We start from the raw sequence: 16,985 nt of genomic DNA, 5'->3' as shown, positions 1-16,985 counted from the left end.
TTTTTCTTAGAACCTGTTCAAAGTCTTTTTGGAGATCGCATTGGAGTGCAATCGGGATGAGTGGATGCTTCGGATGCGCCGCATGGGCTCGTGCCCATGCAAGCAGACGAGGCTTCCAATCGCCCGATTTCACTCCAACCCTTCGGGCAAGTGCCTTGCCGGGCGGTCTGCTGCGTTGCGGTGCTTGCCAATAGCACGGGCTATTGGCTGCGCCCCGCGCCTTGCATCCCATCCCGGCAAGGCACTTGTGCAACTCCAAAAAGACTTTGAACAGGTTCTTATTGGTTTGGGGAATTCTTCCGATGCGTACTGAACGTTGGGGCCTGATGGCCCTGCTGGTTGTCACAGTGGTGTGGGGCACCACGTTCCCGGCGATGAAACTGCTCTCGGCGCAGCTCGATGCGCTGCAGATCATCTGGCTGCGTTTTGTGATCGCGCTGGTGGTGCTGGCGCCGCTGTGGCGCGGCATGCTGCGGCACGAACGGCGCTGGGGTTGCGCCCTGGGCCTGCTGCTGTTCCTGGCGTTCTGGCTGCAGATCGAAGGGCTGGCGCGCACCAGCAGCAACCGCAACGCGTTTGTCACCGGGCTCAACGTGCTGGTGGTGCCCCTGATCGCCATGGCCTTCCTGGGCCGGCGCTATGGCTGGCGGCTGTGGGCGGCGTGCGCCCTGGCGTGTGCAGGCATGGCGCTGATGTTCCATGAGAACGAGCCCTGGAACCTGGGCGATACGCTGACGCTGGCCAGCACCGTGTTCTACGCGCTGTACATCCTGGCGCTGGAGGAATGTGCGCGCCGCACGGCGGCACAGCCGCTGCGGGCCACGCGCATGGCCGCCGCACAAGCCACGGTGATGGCGCTGGCCTCCACCGCGCTGCTGCTGGCGCAGGGCGGTGGCATGGACTGGCTGCGCTCCACGGCAGACCTGCCTGTGGATGCCTTGCTGGCGCTGCTCTATCTGGGCCTGCTCGCCAGCGTGGTGGTGGTGACGCTGCAGGCCTGGGGCCAGCAGCGCGTGGACGCCATGCGCAGCGCCATCGTGTTCGGGCTGGAACCGGTGTTCGCCGCGCTGACGGCCTGGGCGCTGCTGGGCGAAAGGCTGGGTTGGGCAGGGCTCGGTGGTGCCGCGCTGATCGTGGCAGCCCTGGTGTTCAGCCAGATCCAGCCCGCTGGGCGGGCCGGCACCGTGCAACGGGCCTGACGGAGCGGGACGGAGACCGGTTGGGAACGAAAATCTTACTAAAAATAGGCCCTGGCGCTTATCTGTATTGCGCTACCAGCTATCTTTTTTAAACCAATGGCTTAGGGAGCGATCATCTGCACTTCGCTCGCCTTGCGTGGCTTGCCAATCGGCGCTGAGGCCAGGCCTTTCTGCACGGCAGCCAGATCTTCCTCGTTGGGGTATTCGCCCAGCAGCCAGTAGTCAAACACCCGGCGCGCGATGGGGGCGGCATGGGCCGCGCCGAAGCCGGCGTTTTCCACAATCGCCGCGAGCACAATGCTGGGGTTTTCGGCCGGGGCAAAGGCGGTAAACAGCGAATGGTCGCGTTGGTGTTCTTCGAGGGACTTCGCGTTGTATTTGACGTTCTGCCCCATGGTCACCGCTTGGGCGGTGCCGGTCTTGCCACCGGCCGTGTACGGCGCCCCGGCAAACACGCGCGTGCCGGTGCCGCCCTTGTTCACGGCGACCATGGCGTTGCGCACGATGTCCACGTTCTTGGGCAGAAAACCCAGGTCTACGCCAGGGGGCTGGTGGATCTCGGTGATGGCCCCCGTAACCGCATTCTTCACGGCCTTGGCCATGTGCGGCCGGTAACGGGTGCCTCCGTTGGCCAGCGTGGCCTGCGCCAGCGCCAGCTGCAGCATGGTGAAGTTGTTGTAGCCCTGGCCAATGCCCAGCGACACGGTTTCGCCAGGAAACCAGCGCTTCATTTCGGGACGCTTGTAGGCATTGCGCTTCCACTCGGTGCTGGGCAAGGTGCCCCGCACCTCGCCATTGAGGTCGATGCCCGTGGCCTGCCCAAGGCCCAGCGGCTTCATGAAGTCATGGATGGCATCCACACCCATCTCCACCGCCAGCGAGTAAAAGTAGGTGTTGCTCGATTGCTGGATGGCGCGGTGCATGTCCACCCCGCCCAGCCCACCTTCATGGCTGCGGAAGGTGTGGCCGCCGAAGGTGTAGAAGCCCGGATCGTTGACCACCAGGCTGGGCGAGCGCTTGCCCAGCTGCAGCGCAGCCAGCGCCATGAAGGGCTTGTAGGTGGAGCCTGGCGGGTAGGTGCCGCGCATGGCGCGGTTGAGCAGAGGCTTGTCGATGGATTCGTTGAGCGCCGTCCAGTTCTCCACGTCAATCCCCTCGACAAAAAGATTGGGATCGAACGTGGGCTTGCTGACCAAAGCCAGGATCTCGCCGTTGCGCGGGTCGATGGCCACCAACGCACCCCGGCGGTTGCCGTACATGTCTTCAATGAGCTTTTGCAGCTTGATGTCGATGGACAGCATCACGCTGTCACCAGGCGTGGCCGCGTGGCTGGACAGCTTGCGCACCGCCCGCCCGCCCGCCGACGTTTCCATCTGCTCGACACCGGTGGCGCCATGCAGGGCGGACTCGAAACTCTGCTCGATGCCCAGCTTGCCGATGTATTCCGTACCCCGGTAGTTGGCTTCGTCCTCGGAATCCTGGATGCGCGCCTTCTCGGTCTGGTTGATGCGGCCGATGTAGCCGATGGCATGGCTGGCGACATCGCCCATGGGATAGTTGCGGAACAGGCGCGCCTTGATGTCCACACCCGGGAAGCGGTAGCGCTGGGCGGTAAAACGCGCAACCTCCTGGTCGGTCAGGCGCGTGCGGATGGGCAGGGACTCGAAGTTGCGCGACTCTTCCATGAGCCGCTTGAAGCGGCGGCGGTCACGGCTCTGGATCTCCACCACCTTGGACAGCTCATCGATGGTCTCGTCCAGCACCCCCGCGCGCGAAGGCGTGATCTCCAGCGTGTAGGCCGAATAGTTGGTGGCCAGCACCACGCCGTTGCGGTCCAGGATGAGCCCCCGGTTGGGCACGATGGGCACGACGGCCGTCCGGTTGCTCTCCGCCTGCGCCGCCAGGTCTTCGTGCCGGACCACCTGCAGATACACCAGCCGGGCAGCGATGAGGCAGAACGCAAAAAACACCAGTGCGCCGATGACCAGCGCCCGCATCCGAAAGCGCGACGCATCGGCTTCGCTGCTGCGCACCTCGGTCACGCCCTACCCCCCATTCGGGCACACGCAGGCCCGTGCTTACCGTCCACGGGCAAATACGGACCGTTGGCAAAACGCACTGGCATCAAGGAAGGCATGGGCTACAAAGGCCGGTTCTGGTCGCGGTCGGGCGGGCGTCGCTGCGGGGCCAGCAGCACCCAGCTGGCCAGAGGCCACAGCAGGGCCTCCAGCACTGGCGCGAGAAAACTCCACAGTCCCGGGAATATGCCCCCGGACGCCATCCGCAGCAAGAGCTCGATGGCGTGGGCAAGGGCAAACAGGGGCAACACCTGCAAGGCCTGCGACGGCACACTGAACCACAGCAGGCGGCGGTGGATGGCAATCGCGCCAAACGACAGCACGGTGTAGGACAGCGCATGCTGGCCCAGCAGCGCCGACTGGCTCACATCCATGCACAGACCCAGCAGGAACGCCACGCCCATGCCGATGCGCAGTGGCTGGTGCACGCCCCAGAAGACCAGCAGCACCATCAGCACATCGGGCGTCCAGACGATGCGGCCCAGTGGCAGCATGTTGATGGCCAGCCCCACAGCCAGGCTGGCGACAATAAATACCGGGTTGACCGGAAGCAGCAGCGGCTCGCCGCGCGGCATGATCATCGCGCGCTCCCTTTCGAAAGGGGTTCACCCTTTCGCAGGCCGTGGTCCAGCCACCGCCTCCTTGACACGTACTTCGTCATCCCCGGCGCCCTCCGCGTTTCGCGGGCGCGGGGTGCGCGGGCTCCGGCCGCGGCAGCGCGTTCTCGGCCAAGGGCTGGAGGACCACCACGTGGCGTGCCCCCTGCACCTGGGCCAGGGGCGTGCAGTAGACCCTGGCGAAGGCGGAGTCGGCCCGGCGCTCCACCCGCAGCACCCGCGCCACGGGCAGGCCCGAGGGGTACAAACCGTCCACGCCGCTGGTCGTCAGCAGGTCATCCTCGCGCACGTCGGCATTCGCAGGCATGAAGCGCAGCTCCATGCCGCCGCCGTGTCCGGCCACGGGATCGCCATAGGCCACCCCGCGCGCGCCCGTGCGAACGTTCAGCACGGGAATGGCCTGGTCGCGGTCCACCAGCAAAGTGACTTCGCTCACGAGCGGAAAAACCCGCGTGACCTGTCCCAGCACGCCCGCCTCGTCCATCACCGGGGCACCCAACATCACGCCGCCCATCTGCCCGCGGTCGATCACCACGCGGCGCGTATAGGGGTCGGCCGTGTCATAGATCACCTCTGCGGCCTGCGCCGGGGTTTCCAGGCGGTCGCGCAGCGCCAAGAGCTGTCGCAGCCGCCCGTTTTCCAGGGCCAGTTGTTCCGCCTGGTTGGCGCGCTGGCCCATCAGGGTCATCTTCTGGCGCGCGGCATCCAGCCCTTCCTGGGCGGTCTGCAGCGACTGGAAATAGTCCGCACCGTGGCTCGCAAACTCCACGGGCTTGAGCATCAGCCATTGCACCGGATAGAGCACGGTGGCCACCGCCTGCCGAAAAGGCCCGGTGAGCTGAAAGCGCGCATCGGCCACCATGAGAAACAGCGCCAGTGCGCTGTAGACGGCCAAACGCGACAGGGCCGAAGGGCCCTGTTTGAAGAAAGGGGGAGCGCTGCGCTCAAGAGTACCCAGTGGCATCGTGCGAAGCGGTCAGGATCTGCCGCGTGGAGGCAACTCCACGGGCATGTGCTCAGACAGAAGCAATGGAGCAGGTGCGGTCATGCAGTTCAGAGCGAAAAAGTGCCTGCAGCATACAGGCCCGCAGGCTTACTCGCTCGTGAAAATGCTACCCAGGCGGTCCATGCGCTCCAGCGCAATGCCGCAGCCGCGCACCACGCAGGTCAGCGGGTCTTCCGCCACCAGCACCGGCAGGCCGGTTTCTTCGGCCAGCAGGCGATCCAGGTCGCGCAACAGCGCGCCGCCGCCGGTCAGCATCATGCCGCGGTCGGCGATGTCGGCGCCCAGCTCGGGCGGGGTCTGCTCCAGCGCGTTCTTCACGGCAGAGACGATCTGGTTAAGCGGGTCGGTCAGCGCCTCCAGCACTTCGTTGCTGGAAATGGTGAAGCTGCGCGGTACGCCTTCGGACAGGTTGCGGCCCTTGACCTCCATCTCGCGCACTTCCGAACCAGGGAAGGCCGAGCCAATGCTCTTCTTGATGGCCTCGGCCGTAGGTTCGCCGATCAGCATGCCGTAGTTGCGGCGGATGTAGCTGATGATGGCTTCGTCAAACTTGTCGCCACCGACGCGGACGCTGCCCTTGTAGACCATGCCGCCCAGCGAAATCACCCCGACTTCGGTGGTGCCACCGCCGATGTCCACGACCATGGAGCCCGAGGCTTCGGACACCGGAAGGCCCGCGCCGATACCGGCGGCCATAGGTTCTTCGATCAGATAGACGGCAGTAGCGCCAGCGGCTTCTGCAGCGTCCTTGATGGCGCGGCGCTCGACCTGGGTGGAGCCGCAGGGCACGCAGATGATGATGCGCGGGCTGGGGGTGAACAGCGTGCGCGGGTGCACCATCTTGATGAACTGCTTGATCATCTGTTCGGTGATCACGAAGTCAGCAATCACGCCGTCCTTCATGGGCCGGATGGCCTCGATATTGCCGGGCACCTTGCCCAGCATGGCTTTCGCTTCGCGGCCTACCGCCTGAATGACTTTCTTGCCGTGCGGCCCGCCTTCGTGGCGGATGGCGACGACGGAAGGTTCGTCAAGCACAATGCCCTTGTCGCGGGCGAAAATGAGGGTGTTGGCGGTGCCAAGGTCAATGGCAAGGTCGGTGGAGAAATACCGACGGAAAGCTCCGAACATTCAAAAATCCTCTCAGGCACGGCATGCACGTCGGCCTGCCATCGCCAGGTGTGTCAGGGTGTGGGTGGGGGTCAAAAATCGCTTTTTTCGCACAAAAACCGGCAGTGAAGGGGGTATTGCGGCAAAGCCGGGATAATACCCCATCCCCTGTGAATAACTCCCTCCGGCGCGGCCCGGATCACAGCTTTACTTCTGGTTTCTCTAGATTCTCCTCCCTATGGCACTGACCCCCCAGGACATCGGCCGCATCGCCAATTTGGCACGGCTTGAGCTGACACCCTCCGAAAGTGAGCGCATGCTGACCCAGCTCAATGGCTTCTTTGACATCGTGGAACAGATGCGGGCTGTGGATACCTCGGGCATCACGCCCCTGGCGCACCCCGTCGCTGCCATCCAGGACGTGGCTTTGCGGCTGCGCGAGGACGTGGCCAGCGAGCCCAACCAGCGTGAAGCCAACCAGAAGAGCGCACCCGCTGTAGAGCGCGGCCTGTTCCTCGTCCCCAAAGTGATCGAGTGAGACGCGCATGAGCACAACAACGACCAAAGCCCTGCACGACCTGGGCGTTTCCGAATTGGCCACCGGCCTGCGCAACAAGCAATTTTCTGCCGTCGAAGCCGCCCAGCATTTCCTGGCCCGCGCCAAAGCGCACCAGAATCTGGGCGCCTATGTGGCCCTGAACGAAGACGCCACCCTGGCCCAGGCCCAGGCCGCCGATGCGCACCTTGCCGCTGGCACGGCGGGCGCACTGGAAGGCGTGCCGATTGCCCACAAGGACATCTTCGTCACGCGCGACTTCCCCAGCACGGCGGGCTCCAAGATGCTCGCGGGCTACCAGTCGCCCTTTGATGCCACCGTCGTCACCAAGCTGGCCGATGCGGGCGCCGTGACGCTGGGCAAGCTCAACTGCGACGAGTTCGCGATGGGTTCGTCCAACGAGAACTCCGCCGTCGCCCCTGTGGGCTTTGGCGCCCCGGCCCCCGTGCGCAACCCCTGGGACACCAGCCGCATCCCCGGCGGCTCGTCGGGTGGCAGCGCCGTGGCCGTGGCCGCGCGCCTGGCCCCGGCCGTCACCGGCACCGACACTGGCGGCTCCATCCGCCAGCCCGCATCGTTTTGTGGCATCACCGGCATCAAGCCCACCTATGGCCGCGCCAGCCGCTACGGCATGATCGCCTTTGCGTCCAGCCTCGACCAGGCCGGCCCCATGGCCCGCTCGGCCGAAGACTGCGCGCTGCTGCTGTCTGCCATGTGCGGCCCCGACCCGGACCGCGACTCCACGTCGCTCGATGTGCCTGCCGAGAACTTCAGCGCGAAGCTCAACGACAGCATTGACGGCCTGCGCATCGGCATCCCCGCCGAGTTCTTTGGCGAAGGCCTGGCGCCCGATGTGCGCGCCGCCGTGGACGCCGCCCTGAAGGAATACGAAAAGCTCGGCGCCAAGCTCGTGCCCATCAGCCTGCCGCGCACCGAGCTGTCCATCCCCGTGTACTACATCATTGCCCCCGCCGAAGCCTCGTCCAACCTCAGCCGCTTCGACGGCGTGAAGTTCGGCCACCGCGCCAAGGACTACACCGACCTGGTGGACATGTACAAGAAGACCCGCGCCGAAGGCTTTGGCGACGAGGTCAAGCGCCGCATCATGATCGGCGCCTATGTGCTGAGTCACGGCTACTACGACGCCTATTACCTGCAGGCGCAGAAGATCCGCCGCATGATCGCCGACGACTTCCAGAACGCGTTCAAGAGCTGCGACCTCATCGCCGGCCCCGTGGCCCCCACCGTGGCCTGGAAGCTGGGCGAGCATGGCGCCGACCCGCTGGCCGACTACCTGGCCGACATCTTCACCCTGCCCGGCTCGCTGGCCGGCCTGCCCGGCATGAGCGTGCCTGCAGGTTTTGGCGAAGGGGGTTTGCCCGTGGGGCTGCAGCTGATTGGCAACTACTTCCAGGAAGCCCGCCTTCTGAACGCCGCGCACCGCCTGCAGCAAGCCACCGATTTCCACCTCCGCCAACCCGGAGGTCTGTGACATGACGACGACCAGCAAATTGATCCACGGTTATGAAGTCGTTATCGGCTTCGAAACCCACACCCAGCTTGCCACGCAGAGCAAGATCTTCAGCCGCGCGCCCACCGCCTTTGGCGCCGAGCCCAACACGCAGGCCTGCGCGGTGGACCTGGCCCTGCCCGGCACGCTGCCCGTGATGAACCGCGAAGCAGTGGCCTGCGCTATCAAATTAGGACTGGCTCTGGGCTCCCACATTGCGCCAGTGAGTATTTTTGCCCGTAAAAACTACTTCTACCCCGACCTGCCCAAGGGCTACCAGATCAGCCAGTTCGAGATCCCGGTGGTGCAGGGCGGCGAGGTGGAGTTTTTTCTCGGCGACGAAAAGAAAACCGTGCGCCTGGTCCGCGCCCATCTCGAAGAAGATGCGGGCAAGTCCCTGCACGAAGACTTCATCGGCCAAAGCGGCATTGACCTGAACCGCGCCGGCACGCCGCTGCTGGAGATCGTGACCGAGCCCGACATGCGCTCGTCCGACGAAGCCGTGGCCTATGCGAAAGAGTTGCACAAGATCGTGACCTGGATCGGCATCTGCGACGGCAACATGCAGGAAGGCAGCTTCCGCTGTGACGCCAACGTGTCCGTCCGCAAGCCCGGCGGCCCGCTGGGCACGCGCCGCGAGATCAAGAACCTGAACTCGTTCAAGTTCATGCAGCAGGCCATCGACTACGAGATCCGCTGGCAGATCGACCAGATCGAGGACGGCCACGCCATCCAGCAGGCCACCGTGCTTTTCGACCCGGATACGGGCGAAACACGCGCCATGCGGACCAAGGAAGACGCGGCGGATTACCGCTACTTCCCTGATCCGGATCTGCCTCCGCTGCACATTTCAGAGCACTGGGTGCAGGAACAACGCGCGCTGATGGCCGAATTGCCCCGCACCATGGCTGCGCGTTTTGTGGCGGACTACGGCCTGCCCGAATACGACGCCACCACACTTACACAGAGCAAGGCGATGGCGGCCTATTTCGAGGCAGCAGCCAAGGCCTGCGGTCAGCCCAAGCTGGCCAGCAACTGGATCATGGGCGAAGTGTCACGGCGCATGAACCTGGGAGAGATCGGCATCGAGAAAGCGCCGGTCACTTCGGTGCAACTGGCTGCGCTGATTGGCCGGATCGCCGATGGCACGATTTCCAACAATGCAGCGAAGCAGGTGTTTGATGCATTGTGGGAAGGTGAAGCTGCAGACGTGGATACCCTCATTGAGTCCAAAGGCCTCAAGCAGATGAACGACTCCGGCGCGCTGGAGAAAATCATCGACGAGGTGATTGCCGCCAACCCCGACAACGTGGCCCAGTTCCGCGCGGGCAAGGACAAGGCGTTCAATGCACTGGTGGGCCAGGCGATGAAGGCCAGCAAGGGCAAGGCGAACCCGCAACAGGTCAATGACCTGCTGCGTGCCAAGCTGGCGGGCTGATTTCAAGACCTGTAAACACAGGCGCAAAGAACAAAGGGGTCCGCGAGGCCCCTTTGTTTTTTTATCCTGAAGTCGGTTCTTTAAGTGATTTTCGCGGCGCGGGCTCTGTGCAGCTCAGCCCCCCAACCTCGTCTATCGAGCTCCCGAGGCAGGAGGCACCGCGCTGGCAGAGGGTTTCGCAGCCGCTGCGGGGGACACGCGCTGAGGGTCCCACAGCTTGCGCAGCTGGGCCAGTTCAGCGTCAAAGCGCTGGTGCACGCGGCGCTTTTCCTGGTCCTGTCCCGTGATGAAGCGCTGCTGCTCGGCAAGGCTGTCGTCAATCTCAGCGATCTTGCGGCGCAGCGTCATGGGCGCCTTGTTGGGGTCCTTCTTGTAGAACTCCATCTCCACATCGAGTTTCTTGCGCTCCGCCTTCAGCTCGGTGATTCGCTTTTCTGCTGTAGCCGTCACGTCATCCACCATCTGGATGGCCGCCGTGCGCTCCACATCGTGGGACGCCTTGTCGGGGTAGCGCGCGACGAGAACGCGTTCACGCCGGCGCTCTTCGACAATGCGGGCGCGCTCCTCGGCATCCTTGCGGTTCTGGGCGTCCTGGGCGGCACGCTCCAGCTCCGTGAGCGAGGGTCCGATCTGGCGGCGTGTGATGCCCGAGGGGCTGAGTTCGCGCTGCTCCCGGTCCAGGCATTCCGGAATAGGCCGGTCGGCCGTCAGCCGGCGCCCGTTGCGGTCCACACACGTGTAGATGCCGCCAGACGCTTCCTGAGGCTGCGCCGAGGCCAGCTCCACGCCCAGGGTGAGCAGCACCAACCCGCCCATGATCCACGCCGACTTGCTCAAATCATCTACCCTTCGTTGACGCCGTACCGCTGGCGGTAGGCCAGCACTTTTTCGTGATGCGAGCGCATCCCTTCTTCCCCGTTTTGCGAGAGATACAGCAATAAGTCTGCCAGCCGGGCGATGGCACACACCTGCATGCCCAGCTGATCGCGCACGTACTGCACGGCGCTATGGTCCACGTCCTGGCCATTCTCTGTGGCTTTTTCCTGGCGGTCCAGCGCAATTGCAACCGCATGCGGCGTGGCACCGGCGGCCCGGATGATCGCAATGGATTCGCGGGCAGCGGTCCCTGCCGACATGACGTCATCCACGATCAGCACCCGGCCTTTCAAGGGGGCACCCACCAGCGTGCCGCCCTCGCCATGGTCCTTGGCCTCCTTGCGGTTGTAGGCAAAAGGCACGTTGCGCCCCAGCCGGGCCAGCTCCACCGCGACCGTGGCCGCCAGGGGAATGCCCTTGTAGGCCGGGCCAAAAACCATGTCGAATTCGATGCCGCTGGCCAGCAGGGCTTTTGCATAGAATTCCGCCAGCCGTCCCATCTTGCGGCCGTCGTCGAACAACCCTGCATTGAAGAAGTAGGGGCTCAGGCGCCCCGCCTTGGTCTTGAATTCACCGAACCGCAGCACGCCCGATTCGACGGCAAAACGTACAAAATCCTGCGCCAGCTGGCCCTGTCCAGAGGTTTGCGCGCCAACATCCACCATGGGGAATTCCTTGTTCAAGTTAACCAGCCTCAATCTCAATGGCATCCGCTCGGCCACCAGCAAAGGCGTGGAAAGCTGGATGGCAGCCACGCGGCCGGATTGTATTTGTGTGCAGGAAGTGAAGGCCCAGGCGGCCGACATGGCCAACCGCTTCGAGCGCATGGCCGGCCTGCAAGGCCACTTCCACTATGCCCAGAAAAAAGGCTATTCCGGCGTGGGCGTCTACACGCGGCACGAGCCTTCGGATGTAGTCATTGGCTATGGCTCTGAAGAGTTCGATACAGAAGGCCGCTATGTGGAGCTGCGTTTCGACACGCCGGCCCGCAAGCTGTCGATCATCAGCGCGTACTTTCCGAGCGGCTCGTCGGGCGAGGAGCGCCAGCAGGCCAAGTTCCGGTTTCTGGCCGAGTTCCATCCCCATCTGATGAAAGTCAAGGGCGAACGCGACTTCATCCTGTGCGGCGACATCAACATTGCGCACCAGCAAATTGACCTCAAAAACTGGCGCAGCAACCAGAAAAACAGTGGTTTTTTGCCCGAAGAGCGGGCCTGGGTGACAAAGTTGTTGCACACAACTGATGAAGGCGGCGGCATCATAGACGTTTACCGCCAGTTACAACCTACCGCCACGGACACCGCCTACACATGGTGGAGCAACCGGGGGCAGGCGTATGCCAACAACGTGGGGTGGCGGCTGGACTACCACCTGGCCACCCCCGCGCTCGCAGCGCTGGCACGTGCTGAATCCATCTACAAAAGTGAAAAGTTCTCGGACCACGCGCCCATCACGGTGGACTATGACTTCAGCCTTTGACGATGCCCGCCTCTGACCATTGATGCCCGACACCGCAGCCTCCACCGCCCCCCCGCCCCACGGTTTCCGCCCCGCCAACGCGGAATCTTTGTGGAGACAGCTCTCCACCCCCCACCCCACCGTCGGCAAGGCGCGCCACCTGGGGGAGGCGCTGGTCCATGCGGGCATGCTGTCCCCCTCGGCTCTGGAAGACGGCCTCAAGAAGCAATTGCAGGAGCGCGGCGCCGGGCAACACCGGCTGATCGGGCAGATCCTGGTGGAAGGCGGCGTCCTCACCCAGGAGCAGCTGCGCCAGGTCATTGCCGCGTGGCTGGGCGAGTACACCGTGCACCCGGGCGACATTGCGCCAGAAGCGACGGCCCTGGCCCTGGTGCCACGCGCAGTGGCAGAGCGTGAATCCGTGCTGCCGCTGATCGCCCGCGAAGACGCGCTGGTGTTGCTCATGGCCGATCCCTGTGACCGCGTGCTGCTGGACGAACTGCGGTTTCTCACACAGCGCCGGCTCCTTCCGCTGCAGGCCGCACCCGGCACGCTGATGCCCGCCATCCACCGCGCCTACCGCACCCAGCCCGGTGGCGGCGCCGACGCGACCACCGCCGCACGCGCCACCTCTCGCGAGCTGGCGGCCAACCTCGGCAGCACGGCCCCGGACGCGGACTCCGAGCAGGCCGACGTGATCAGCGAGTCGGACAACACCCTGGTGCGGCTCATCAACTCGGTGATCGACGAAGCCATCCACCACCGCGCCTCCGACATCCACATCGAGACCGAGCCCGCGCCGCAGAACGTGCGCATCCGCCTGCGCATCGATGGCGACCTCACGCCCTACCTGGAGCTGCCAGCGCGCTACCGCTTCGCGATGGTGGCGCGCATCAAGATCATGGCGGGCATGGACATCTCGGAGCACCGCAAGCCCCAGGACGGCAAGATCGACTTCGCCCGCTTCGGCGGCCCGCCGGTGGAGCTGCGCGTGGTCACCGTGCCCACCTCGCGCGGACTGGAAGACGTGGTGCTGCGCCTGCTGGCCGGTGCCAAGCCGCTGCCGCTGGAGAACATCGGCCTGAGCCCGCCCAACCTGCAGGCCCTGCGGGCGGTGGTGCAAAAGAGTTACGGCCTGGTGCTGGTGTGCGGCCCCACGGGCTGCGGCAAGACGACCACGCTGCACTCGGTGGTGCGCGACATCAACACCGCCGGCCGCAAGATCTGGACGGCCGAAGACCCCATCGAGATCACGCAGGAGGGCCTGCGCCAGGTCCAGGTGAACCCGCGCATCGGCTGGACTTTTGCAGCCGCAATGCGCACCTTTCTGCGCGCCGACCCGGACGTCATCATGATCGGCGAGATGCGCGACGAGGAAACCGCGCGCATCGCCATCGAGGCCTCACTCACCGGCCACCTGGTGCTGTCCACCCTGCACACCAACTCGGCGCCCGAGAGCATTGCGCGGCTGCTCGAGATGGGCCTGGACCCGTTCAACTTCTCGGATTCTCTGCTCGCCATCCTGGCCCAGCGCCTGGTGCGCCGCCTGTGCACGGCCTGCCGCGAGCCGCGGGTGGCCGACCACGACACGCTGCTGGGCCTGGCGTCGCAGTACCTGGACAGTGGCACCCGCAACACGCCCGAGGCCTGCGAGGCGCAGGTGGCGCGCTGGCGCCAGCAGCATGGCGGCGCACAGGGCGAGCTGCGCCTGTGGCGGCACGTGGGCTGCACGAAGTGCGACGGCCACGGCTACCACGGCCGGCTGGGCATCCATGAGCTGATGCTGAGCGACGAGGCCATCCGCCAGCACATCCGCCACCGCGCCCCCGCCTCGGACATCCGCCATTCGGCACTGGCCGCGGGCATGCTGACGCTGCGCCAGGACGGCATCGAGAAGGTGCTGCAGGGGTTGACCGACATGTCGGAAGTGGTGGCGGCGACCAACCTGTGATGTGCGCCCACTCCGGCGATGGCTACCGCTGGAAAAATGTGAAAAAAATGGCCGCTGGCGCTTAAAAGATCAGCGCCAGTAGCTATCAAAAAATGAGCGTCATCCGGATTGAGCCCCGCTCGCCGACTTGTTCACGCCGTCGCCTCGGCGATCCAGCTCGTAGTGAAACACCTTGGCAATGATCTGCCAGCGCCCATCCACATGGATCAGGGTCAGCAGGTCGGTGAAGTGCTTGGGCAGGATGGCGCATTCGACCTTGGCCAGGGCGGTCACCGGCCCGGCAAATTCAATCGACAGGATGCGCTCCTGCACCGTCTCGCCCCGGCTCGCGGGCGAGGGGCGCTGGTCCACGATGGGGAAATATTCCTCCATGCGCAGGATCACCGCAGGCTCGGCCGTGGCGCAGGCATAGACCGCCTGCGGGTGGAACACGCGGCGCAGGCGCTGGGTATCGCTGTGGCACAGGCCGTCGAAATACTCCTGCAGCACGGCGGCGACTGCGTCGAAGCGCGGGTCACTCATGGCGCGCTCCCGTCGGTGGCGGCGCGAGCGCGCTGGCGCCGCACGGTCACCGTCTCACCGGCCACCCCCCAGTTGTCGGTCTCGACCTCGTCGATCACGACAAAGGTGGTGGCGGGCTCCTTGTTCAGAACGCGCACCAGCAAATCGGTCGCCCCCTGGATCAGTGCGGCCTTTTGCGCACTGCTGACACCTTCGCGGGTCACTTTGATGTTGATGTAAGGCATGGCGTGTTCCTTGTGGATGGATGAATGAACGGCGTCTCAGCCCAGCAACCCTTCGGCCCGCATCGCGGCCTGTACCGCGGGGCGCGCGGCCACACGGCGCATGAACGCCTGCAGATGGGCCAGGTCGCTGATGTCCAGCTTCACGAACTTGGCCCAGCCCAGCACCACAAAAAGGTAGGCGTCGGCCGCCGTGAAGTGCTCGCCCGTCAGGTAGTTGCCGTCCTGCAGTTGCGCGTCCAGCCACTCCATCTTCTTGCGCAGCAGGGCGGCCAGTGCGGCCTTGGCGTTGTCATCCAGCCCGGCGTGGAACAGGGGCGTGAAGGACTTGTGCAGCTCGGTGCTGACGTAGTTCTGCCACTCCATCACCCGGTAGCGCGCCCGCGTGCCGGCGGCCGGCATCAGTGGCGTGGCCTGGGCCTGGTCGGCGATGTATTGCGCAATGACCGGGCCTTCGGTGAGGCGGGAGCCGTCGTCCAGCTCCAGCACGGGCACCTGGCCTTTGGGGTTGATCGCATAGAAATCCTGCCCATCGGCCGTCTGGTGGCGCGCGGTATCGACCTTTTCCAGCGCAAACGGCAAGCCACATTCCAGCAGCAGGATGTGGGGCGACAAGGAGCAGGCGGCGGGGGAAAAGTACAGCTTCATGGGGAGGCCTTGGGGGCGTGGTGGAAAGGTGAAGCGATGGTATTGGCGATGCAAACAGCAATAAACTAGGCACCAGTAATTTCACTGATTACATGAAGTAATAAACAAGACATGGCGCGCCAATTTGACGACCTGAAGCTGGGCAGCATCGAGCTGTTCTGCCTGACCGCGCAGTGGCAAAGCTTCACGGCCGCCGCCCAGGCGGCCGGGCTGACGGCGGCGGCGGTGAGCCGATCCGTGGCACGCATGGAGGCGCGCCTGGGCGTGCGCCTGTTCCAGCGCACGACACGCCAGGTGCGGCTGACCGACGCCGGCAAGCGCTACTACGAGCAATGCCGCCAGGCGCTGGGGCAGCTGGCCGAGGCAGAACGCGAGCTGTCAGGCCAGCAACAAAGCCCGGCGGGCCTCGTCCGCTTCAGCCTGCCCACCTCCTATGGGCACTGCCGCATCCTGCCCCTGCTGCCCGCATTTGCGCAGGCCTACCCCGGCGTGGAGCTGGAGCTGCAGTTGAGCAACCGCAACGTGGACTTCACCGAGGAAGGCTTTGACCTGGCCGTGCGCGGTCGCGCACCCATCGACTCGGGGCTGGTGGCACGCAAGCTGGAGGACGCCGCCCTGGTGGTGGTCGCCGCCCCGGCGTATCTGGCGCGTTGCGGCACGCCACACGAAGCGGCCGACCTGGCGGCGCACGAATGCATCCAGTTCGTGCTGCCCAGCAGCGGGCAGGCGGTGGCGTGGATACTGCGCGACGCGGCCGGGCGCGATATGGAGGTGCCCACCCAAGGCCGCCTGCGCTGCGCCGATGACATCCTGGGCCCCGTGACCCTGGCGCGTGCCGGCGCAGGGCTGCTGCAGACCTACCGGTTCATTGTGGAAGCCGACCTGCACAGCGGTGCCTTGCAGGAGGTGCTGCCCGCACATGCCGGTGCCTCCCGCCCGTTTTCGCTGCTGTACCCCGCCAACCGGCACATGCCGCTGCGCGTGCGGGTGCTGGTGGATTTCCTCGTTGATCGGCTGGCGCGGGCTTGACCCTGTCCCGTCCGCCATGCGCCAGACCCGCAAAATACACAAAACCAATCCTCACCCACCATGCTCCGCTACCTCACCGTCCCTGTTACTGCGTTCCAGCAAAACTGCTCCCTCGTCTGGTGCGACGCCACCCACAAAGCCGCCGTGATCGACCCCGGCGGTGACCTGGATGTGCTGCTGGCAGAAATCCAGCGCCTTGACCTCACGCTCGAACAGATCTGGCTCACCCACGCCCACATCGACCACGCGGGCGGCACGGGCGAGCTGGCAGAGCGGCTTTCGCTGCCCATCGTCGGCCCTCACCCGGGCGACCAGTTCTGGATTGACGGCCTGCCGCAGCAAAGCGCGATGTTTGGTTTTCCGCCCGCCCAGCACTTCACGCCCACGCGCTGGCTGCACGACGGCGACACGGTGCAGATTGGCGACGAGACGCTGAATGTGCGCCACTGCCCCGGCCACACCCCTGGGCATGTGGTGTTCCATGCGCCGCAGATTGACCGTGCTTTTGTGGGCGATGTGCTGTTTGCCGGCAGCATGGGGCGCACCGACTTCCCGCAGGGAAACCACCAGCAGCTCATCGACAGCATCACCCAGCGCCTGTGGCCCATGGGCAACCAGACGGTGTTCATCCCTGGGCACGGTCCTGAGAGCACGTTCGGGCGTGAGCGCCAAAGCAACCCCTATGTGGGTGGGACGTAAGCCTTTTTTTGGCATTTTTGGGTTCTAGCGATTATCCAGAAAGCGCAGACAGCTATTATTTTTGAAG

Annotated in this window: 17 protein-coding genes; 8 read left to right on the top strand and 9 right to left on the bottom strand. The window is 64.9% G+C overall.

Features of this window, described 5'->3' with window-relative positions; all coding sequences use genetic code 11:
• Positions 1-302 precede the first annotated feature (302 nt).
• The gene (locus ARADN35_RS0124870; protein WP_035198701.1) at positions 303-1,199 is read left to right on the top strand and encodes a DMT family transporter; all 897 of its coding nucleotides are present in this window, start codon (positions 303-305) and stop codon (positions 1,197-1,199) included.
• A 101-nt stretch (positions 1,200-1,300) separates the two neighbouring features.
• On the opposite strand, the gene mrdA is transcribed toward ARADN35_RS0124870, so the two are convergent.
• The 4 genes from mrdA to ARADN35_RS0124850 all read right to left on the bottom strand — a co-directional run bounded on the left by mrdA (position 1,301) and on the right by ARADN35_RS0124850 (position 6,031).
• Positions 1,301-3,241, bottom strand: a complete 1,941-nt coding sequence (mrdA, locus tag ARADN35_RS0124865; protein ID WP_010467063.1) for a penicillin-binding protein 2 — start codon at positions 3,239-3,241, stop codon at positions 1,301-1,303.
• A 98-nt stretch (positions 3,242-3,339) separates the two neighbouring features.
• The gene (gene mreD / locus ARADN35_RS0124860) at positions 3,340-3,858 is read right to left on the bottom strand and encodes a rod shape-determining protein MreD (protein WP_010467061.1); all 519 of its coding nucleotides are present in this window, start codon (positions 3,856-3,858) and stop codon (positions 3,340-3,342) included.
• Between the two features lie 76 nt (positions 3,859-3,934).
• Positions 3,935-4,858, bottom strand: a complete 924-nt coding sequence (gene mreC, locus ARADN35_RS0124855; RefSeq protein ID WP_010467059.1) for a rod shape-determining protein MreC — start codon at positions 4,856-4,858, stop codon at positions 3,935-3,937.
• Between the two features lie 129 nt (positions 4,859-4,987).
• The gene (locus ARADN35_RS0124850; RefSeq protein ID WP_010467056.1) at positions 4,988-6,031 is read right to left on the bottom strand and encodes a rod shape-determining protein; all 1,044 of its coding nucleotides are present in this window, start codon (positions 6,029-6,031) and stop codon (positions 4,988-4,990) included.
• A 217-nt stretch (positions 6,032-6,248) separates the two neighbouring features.
• Between ARADN35_RS0124850 and gatC the strand changes: the two genes are divergently transcribed.
• From gatC to gatB, 3 genes are read left to right on the top strand one after another with little or no spacing between them, the layout of a single operon-like run.
• A complete protein-coding gene (gene gatC / locus ARADN35_RS0124845) occupies positions 6,249-6,548 on the top strand; it encodes an Asp-tRNA(Asn)/Glu-tRNA(Gln) amidotransferase subunit GatC (protein ID WP_010467054.1) in 300 nt (99 codons plus the stop codon).
• Positions 6,549-6,555: 7 nt separating this feature from the next.
• A complete protein-coding gene (gene gatA, locus ARADN35_RS0124840) occupies positions 6,556-8,058 on the top strand; it encodes an Asp-tRNA(Asn)/Glu-tRNA(Gln) amidotransferase subunit GatA (RefSeq protein WP_010467052.1) in 1,503 nt (500 codons plus the stop codon).
• 1 nt (position 8,059) lies between these two features.
• The gene (gene gatB, locus ARADN35_RS0124835) at positions 8,060-9,514 is read left to right on the top strand and encodes an Asp-tRNA(Asn)/Glu-tRNA(Gln) amidotransferase subunit GatB (protein WP_010467050.1); all 1,455 of its coding nucleotides are present in this window, start codon (positions 8,060-8,062) and stop codon (positions 9,512-9,514) included.
• Between the two features lie 132 nt (positions 9,515-9,646).
• Here gatB and ARADN35_RS0124830 read toward each other — a convergent pair whose 3' ends face one another.
• Both ARADN35_RS0124830 and pyrE read right to left on the bottom strand, forming a co-directional pair.
• Positions 9,647-10,351, bottom strand: a complete 705-nt coding sequence (locus ARADN35_RS0124830; RefSeq protein WP_010467048.1) for a hypothetical protein — start codon at positions 10,349-10,351, stop codon at positions 9,647-9,649.
• A gap of 5 nt (positions 10,352-10,356) precedes the next feature.
• Positions 10,357-11,055, bottom strand: a complete 699-nt coding sequence (gene pyrE, locus ARADN35_RS0124825) for an orotate phosphoribosyltransferase (RefSeq protein WP_010467047.1) — start codon at positions 11,053-11,055, stop codon at positions 10,357-10,359.
• Between the two features lie 10 nt (positions 11,056-11,065).
• Between pyrE and ARADN35_RS0124820 the strand changes: the two genes are divergently transcribed.
• Positions 11,066-11,869: an exodeoxyribonuclease III gene (locus tag ARADN35_RS0124820; RefSeq protein WP_010467045.1), complete on the top strand. Its 804-nt coding sequence runs from the start codon at positions 11,066-11,068 to the stop codon at positions 11,867-11,869.
• A gap of 22 nt (positions 11,870-11,891) precedes the next feature.
• Positions 11,892-13,799 carry a GspE/PulE family protein gene (locus tag ARADN35_RS0124815; RefSeq protein WP_010467043.1) on the top strand — a complete coding sequence of 636 codons (1,908 nt, stop codon included), beginning with the start codon at positions 11,892-11,894 and terminating at the stop codon, positions 13,797-13,799.
• 99 nt (positions 13,800-13,898) lie between these two features.
• Here ARADN35_RS0124815 and ARADN35_RS26795 read toward each other — a convergent pair whose 3' ends face one another.
• Genes ARADN35_RS26795 through gstA form a run of 3 tightly spaced genes read right to left on the bottom strand, consistent with a single transcriptional unit; the run spans position 13,899 to position 15,190 of the window.
• Complete coding sequence (locus ARADN35_RS26795) at positions 13,899-14,321, bottom strand: nuclear transport factor 2 family protein (protein ID WP_010467042.1); 423 nt, start codon at positions 14,319-14,321, stop codon at positions 13,899-13,901.
• Positions 14,318-14,545 carry a tautomerase family protein gene (locus ARADN35_RS0124805; RefSeq protein WP_010467040.1) on the bottom strand — a complete coding sequence of 76 codons (228 nt, stop codon included), beginning with the start codon at positions 14,543-14,545 and terminating at the stop codon, positions 14,318-14,320. The genes ARADN35_RS26795 and ARADN35_RS0124805 overlap by 4 nt, the downstream gene beginning before the upstream one ends.
• A 36-nt stretch (positions 14,546-14,581) precedes the next feature.
• Entirely contained in the window at positions 14,582-15,190 is a 609-nt protein-coding gene (gene gstA / locus ARADN35_RS0124800) for a glutathione transferase GstA (protein WP_010467038.1), read from the bottom strand.
• Positions 15,191-15,301: 111 nt separating this feature from the next.
• On the opposite strand from gstA, the gene ARADN35_RS0124795 reads away from it, so the two are divergent.
• Positions 15,302-16,219: a LysR family transcriptional regulator gene (locus ARADN35_RS0124795; RefSeq protein ID WP_010467037.1), complete on the top strand. Its 918-nt coding sequence runs from the start codon at positions 15,302-15,304 to the stop codon at positions 16,217-16,219.
• A 60-nt stretch (positions 16,220-16,279) separates the two neighbouring features.
• Complete coding sequence (locus tag ARADN35_RS0124790) at positions 16,280-16,918, top strand: MBL fold metallo-hydrolase (RefSeq protein ID WP_010467036.1); 639 nt, start codon at positions 16,280-16,282, stop codon at positions 16,916-16,918.
• Positions 16,919-16,985: the final 67 nt, after the last annotated feature.

It is taken from the genome of Acidovorax radicis N35 (assembly GCF_000204195.1).
Lineage (GTDB): Bacteria > Pseudomonadota > Gammaproteobacteria > Burkholderiales > Burkholderiaceae_C > Acidovorax > Acidovorax radicis.
This window is presented reverse-complemented; position numbering and strand designations above follow the sequence as displayed.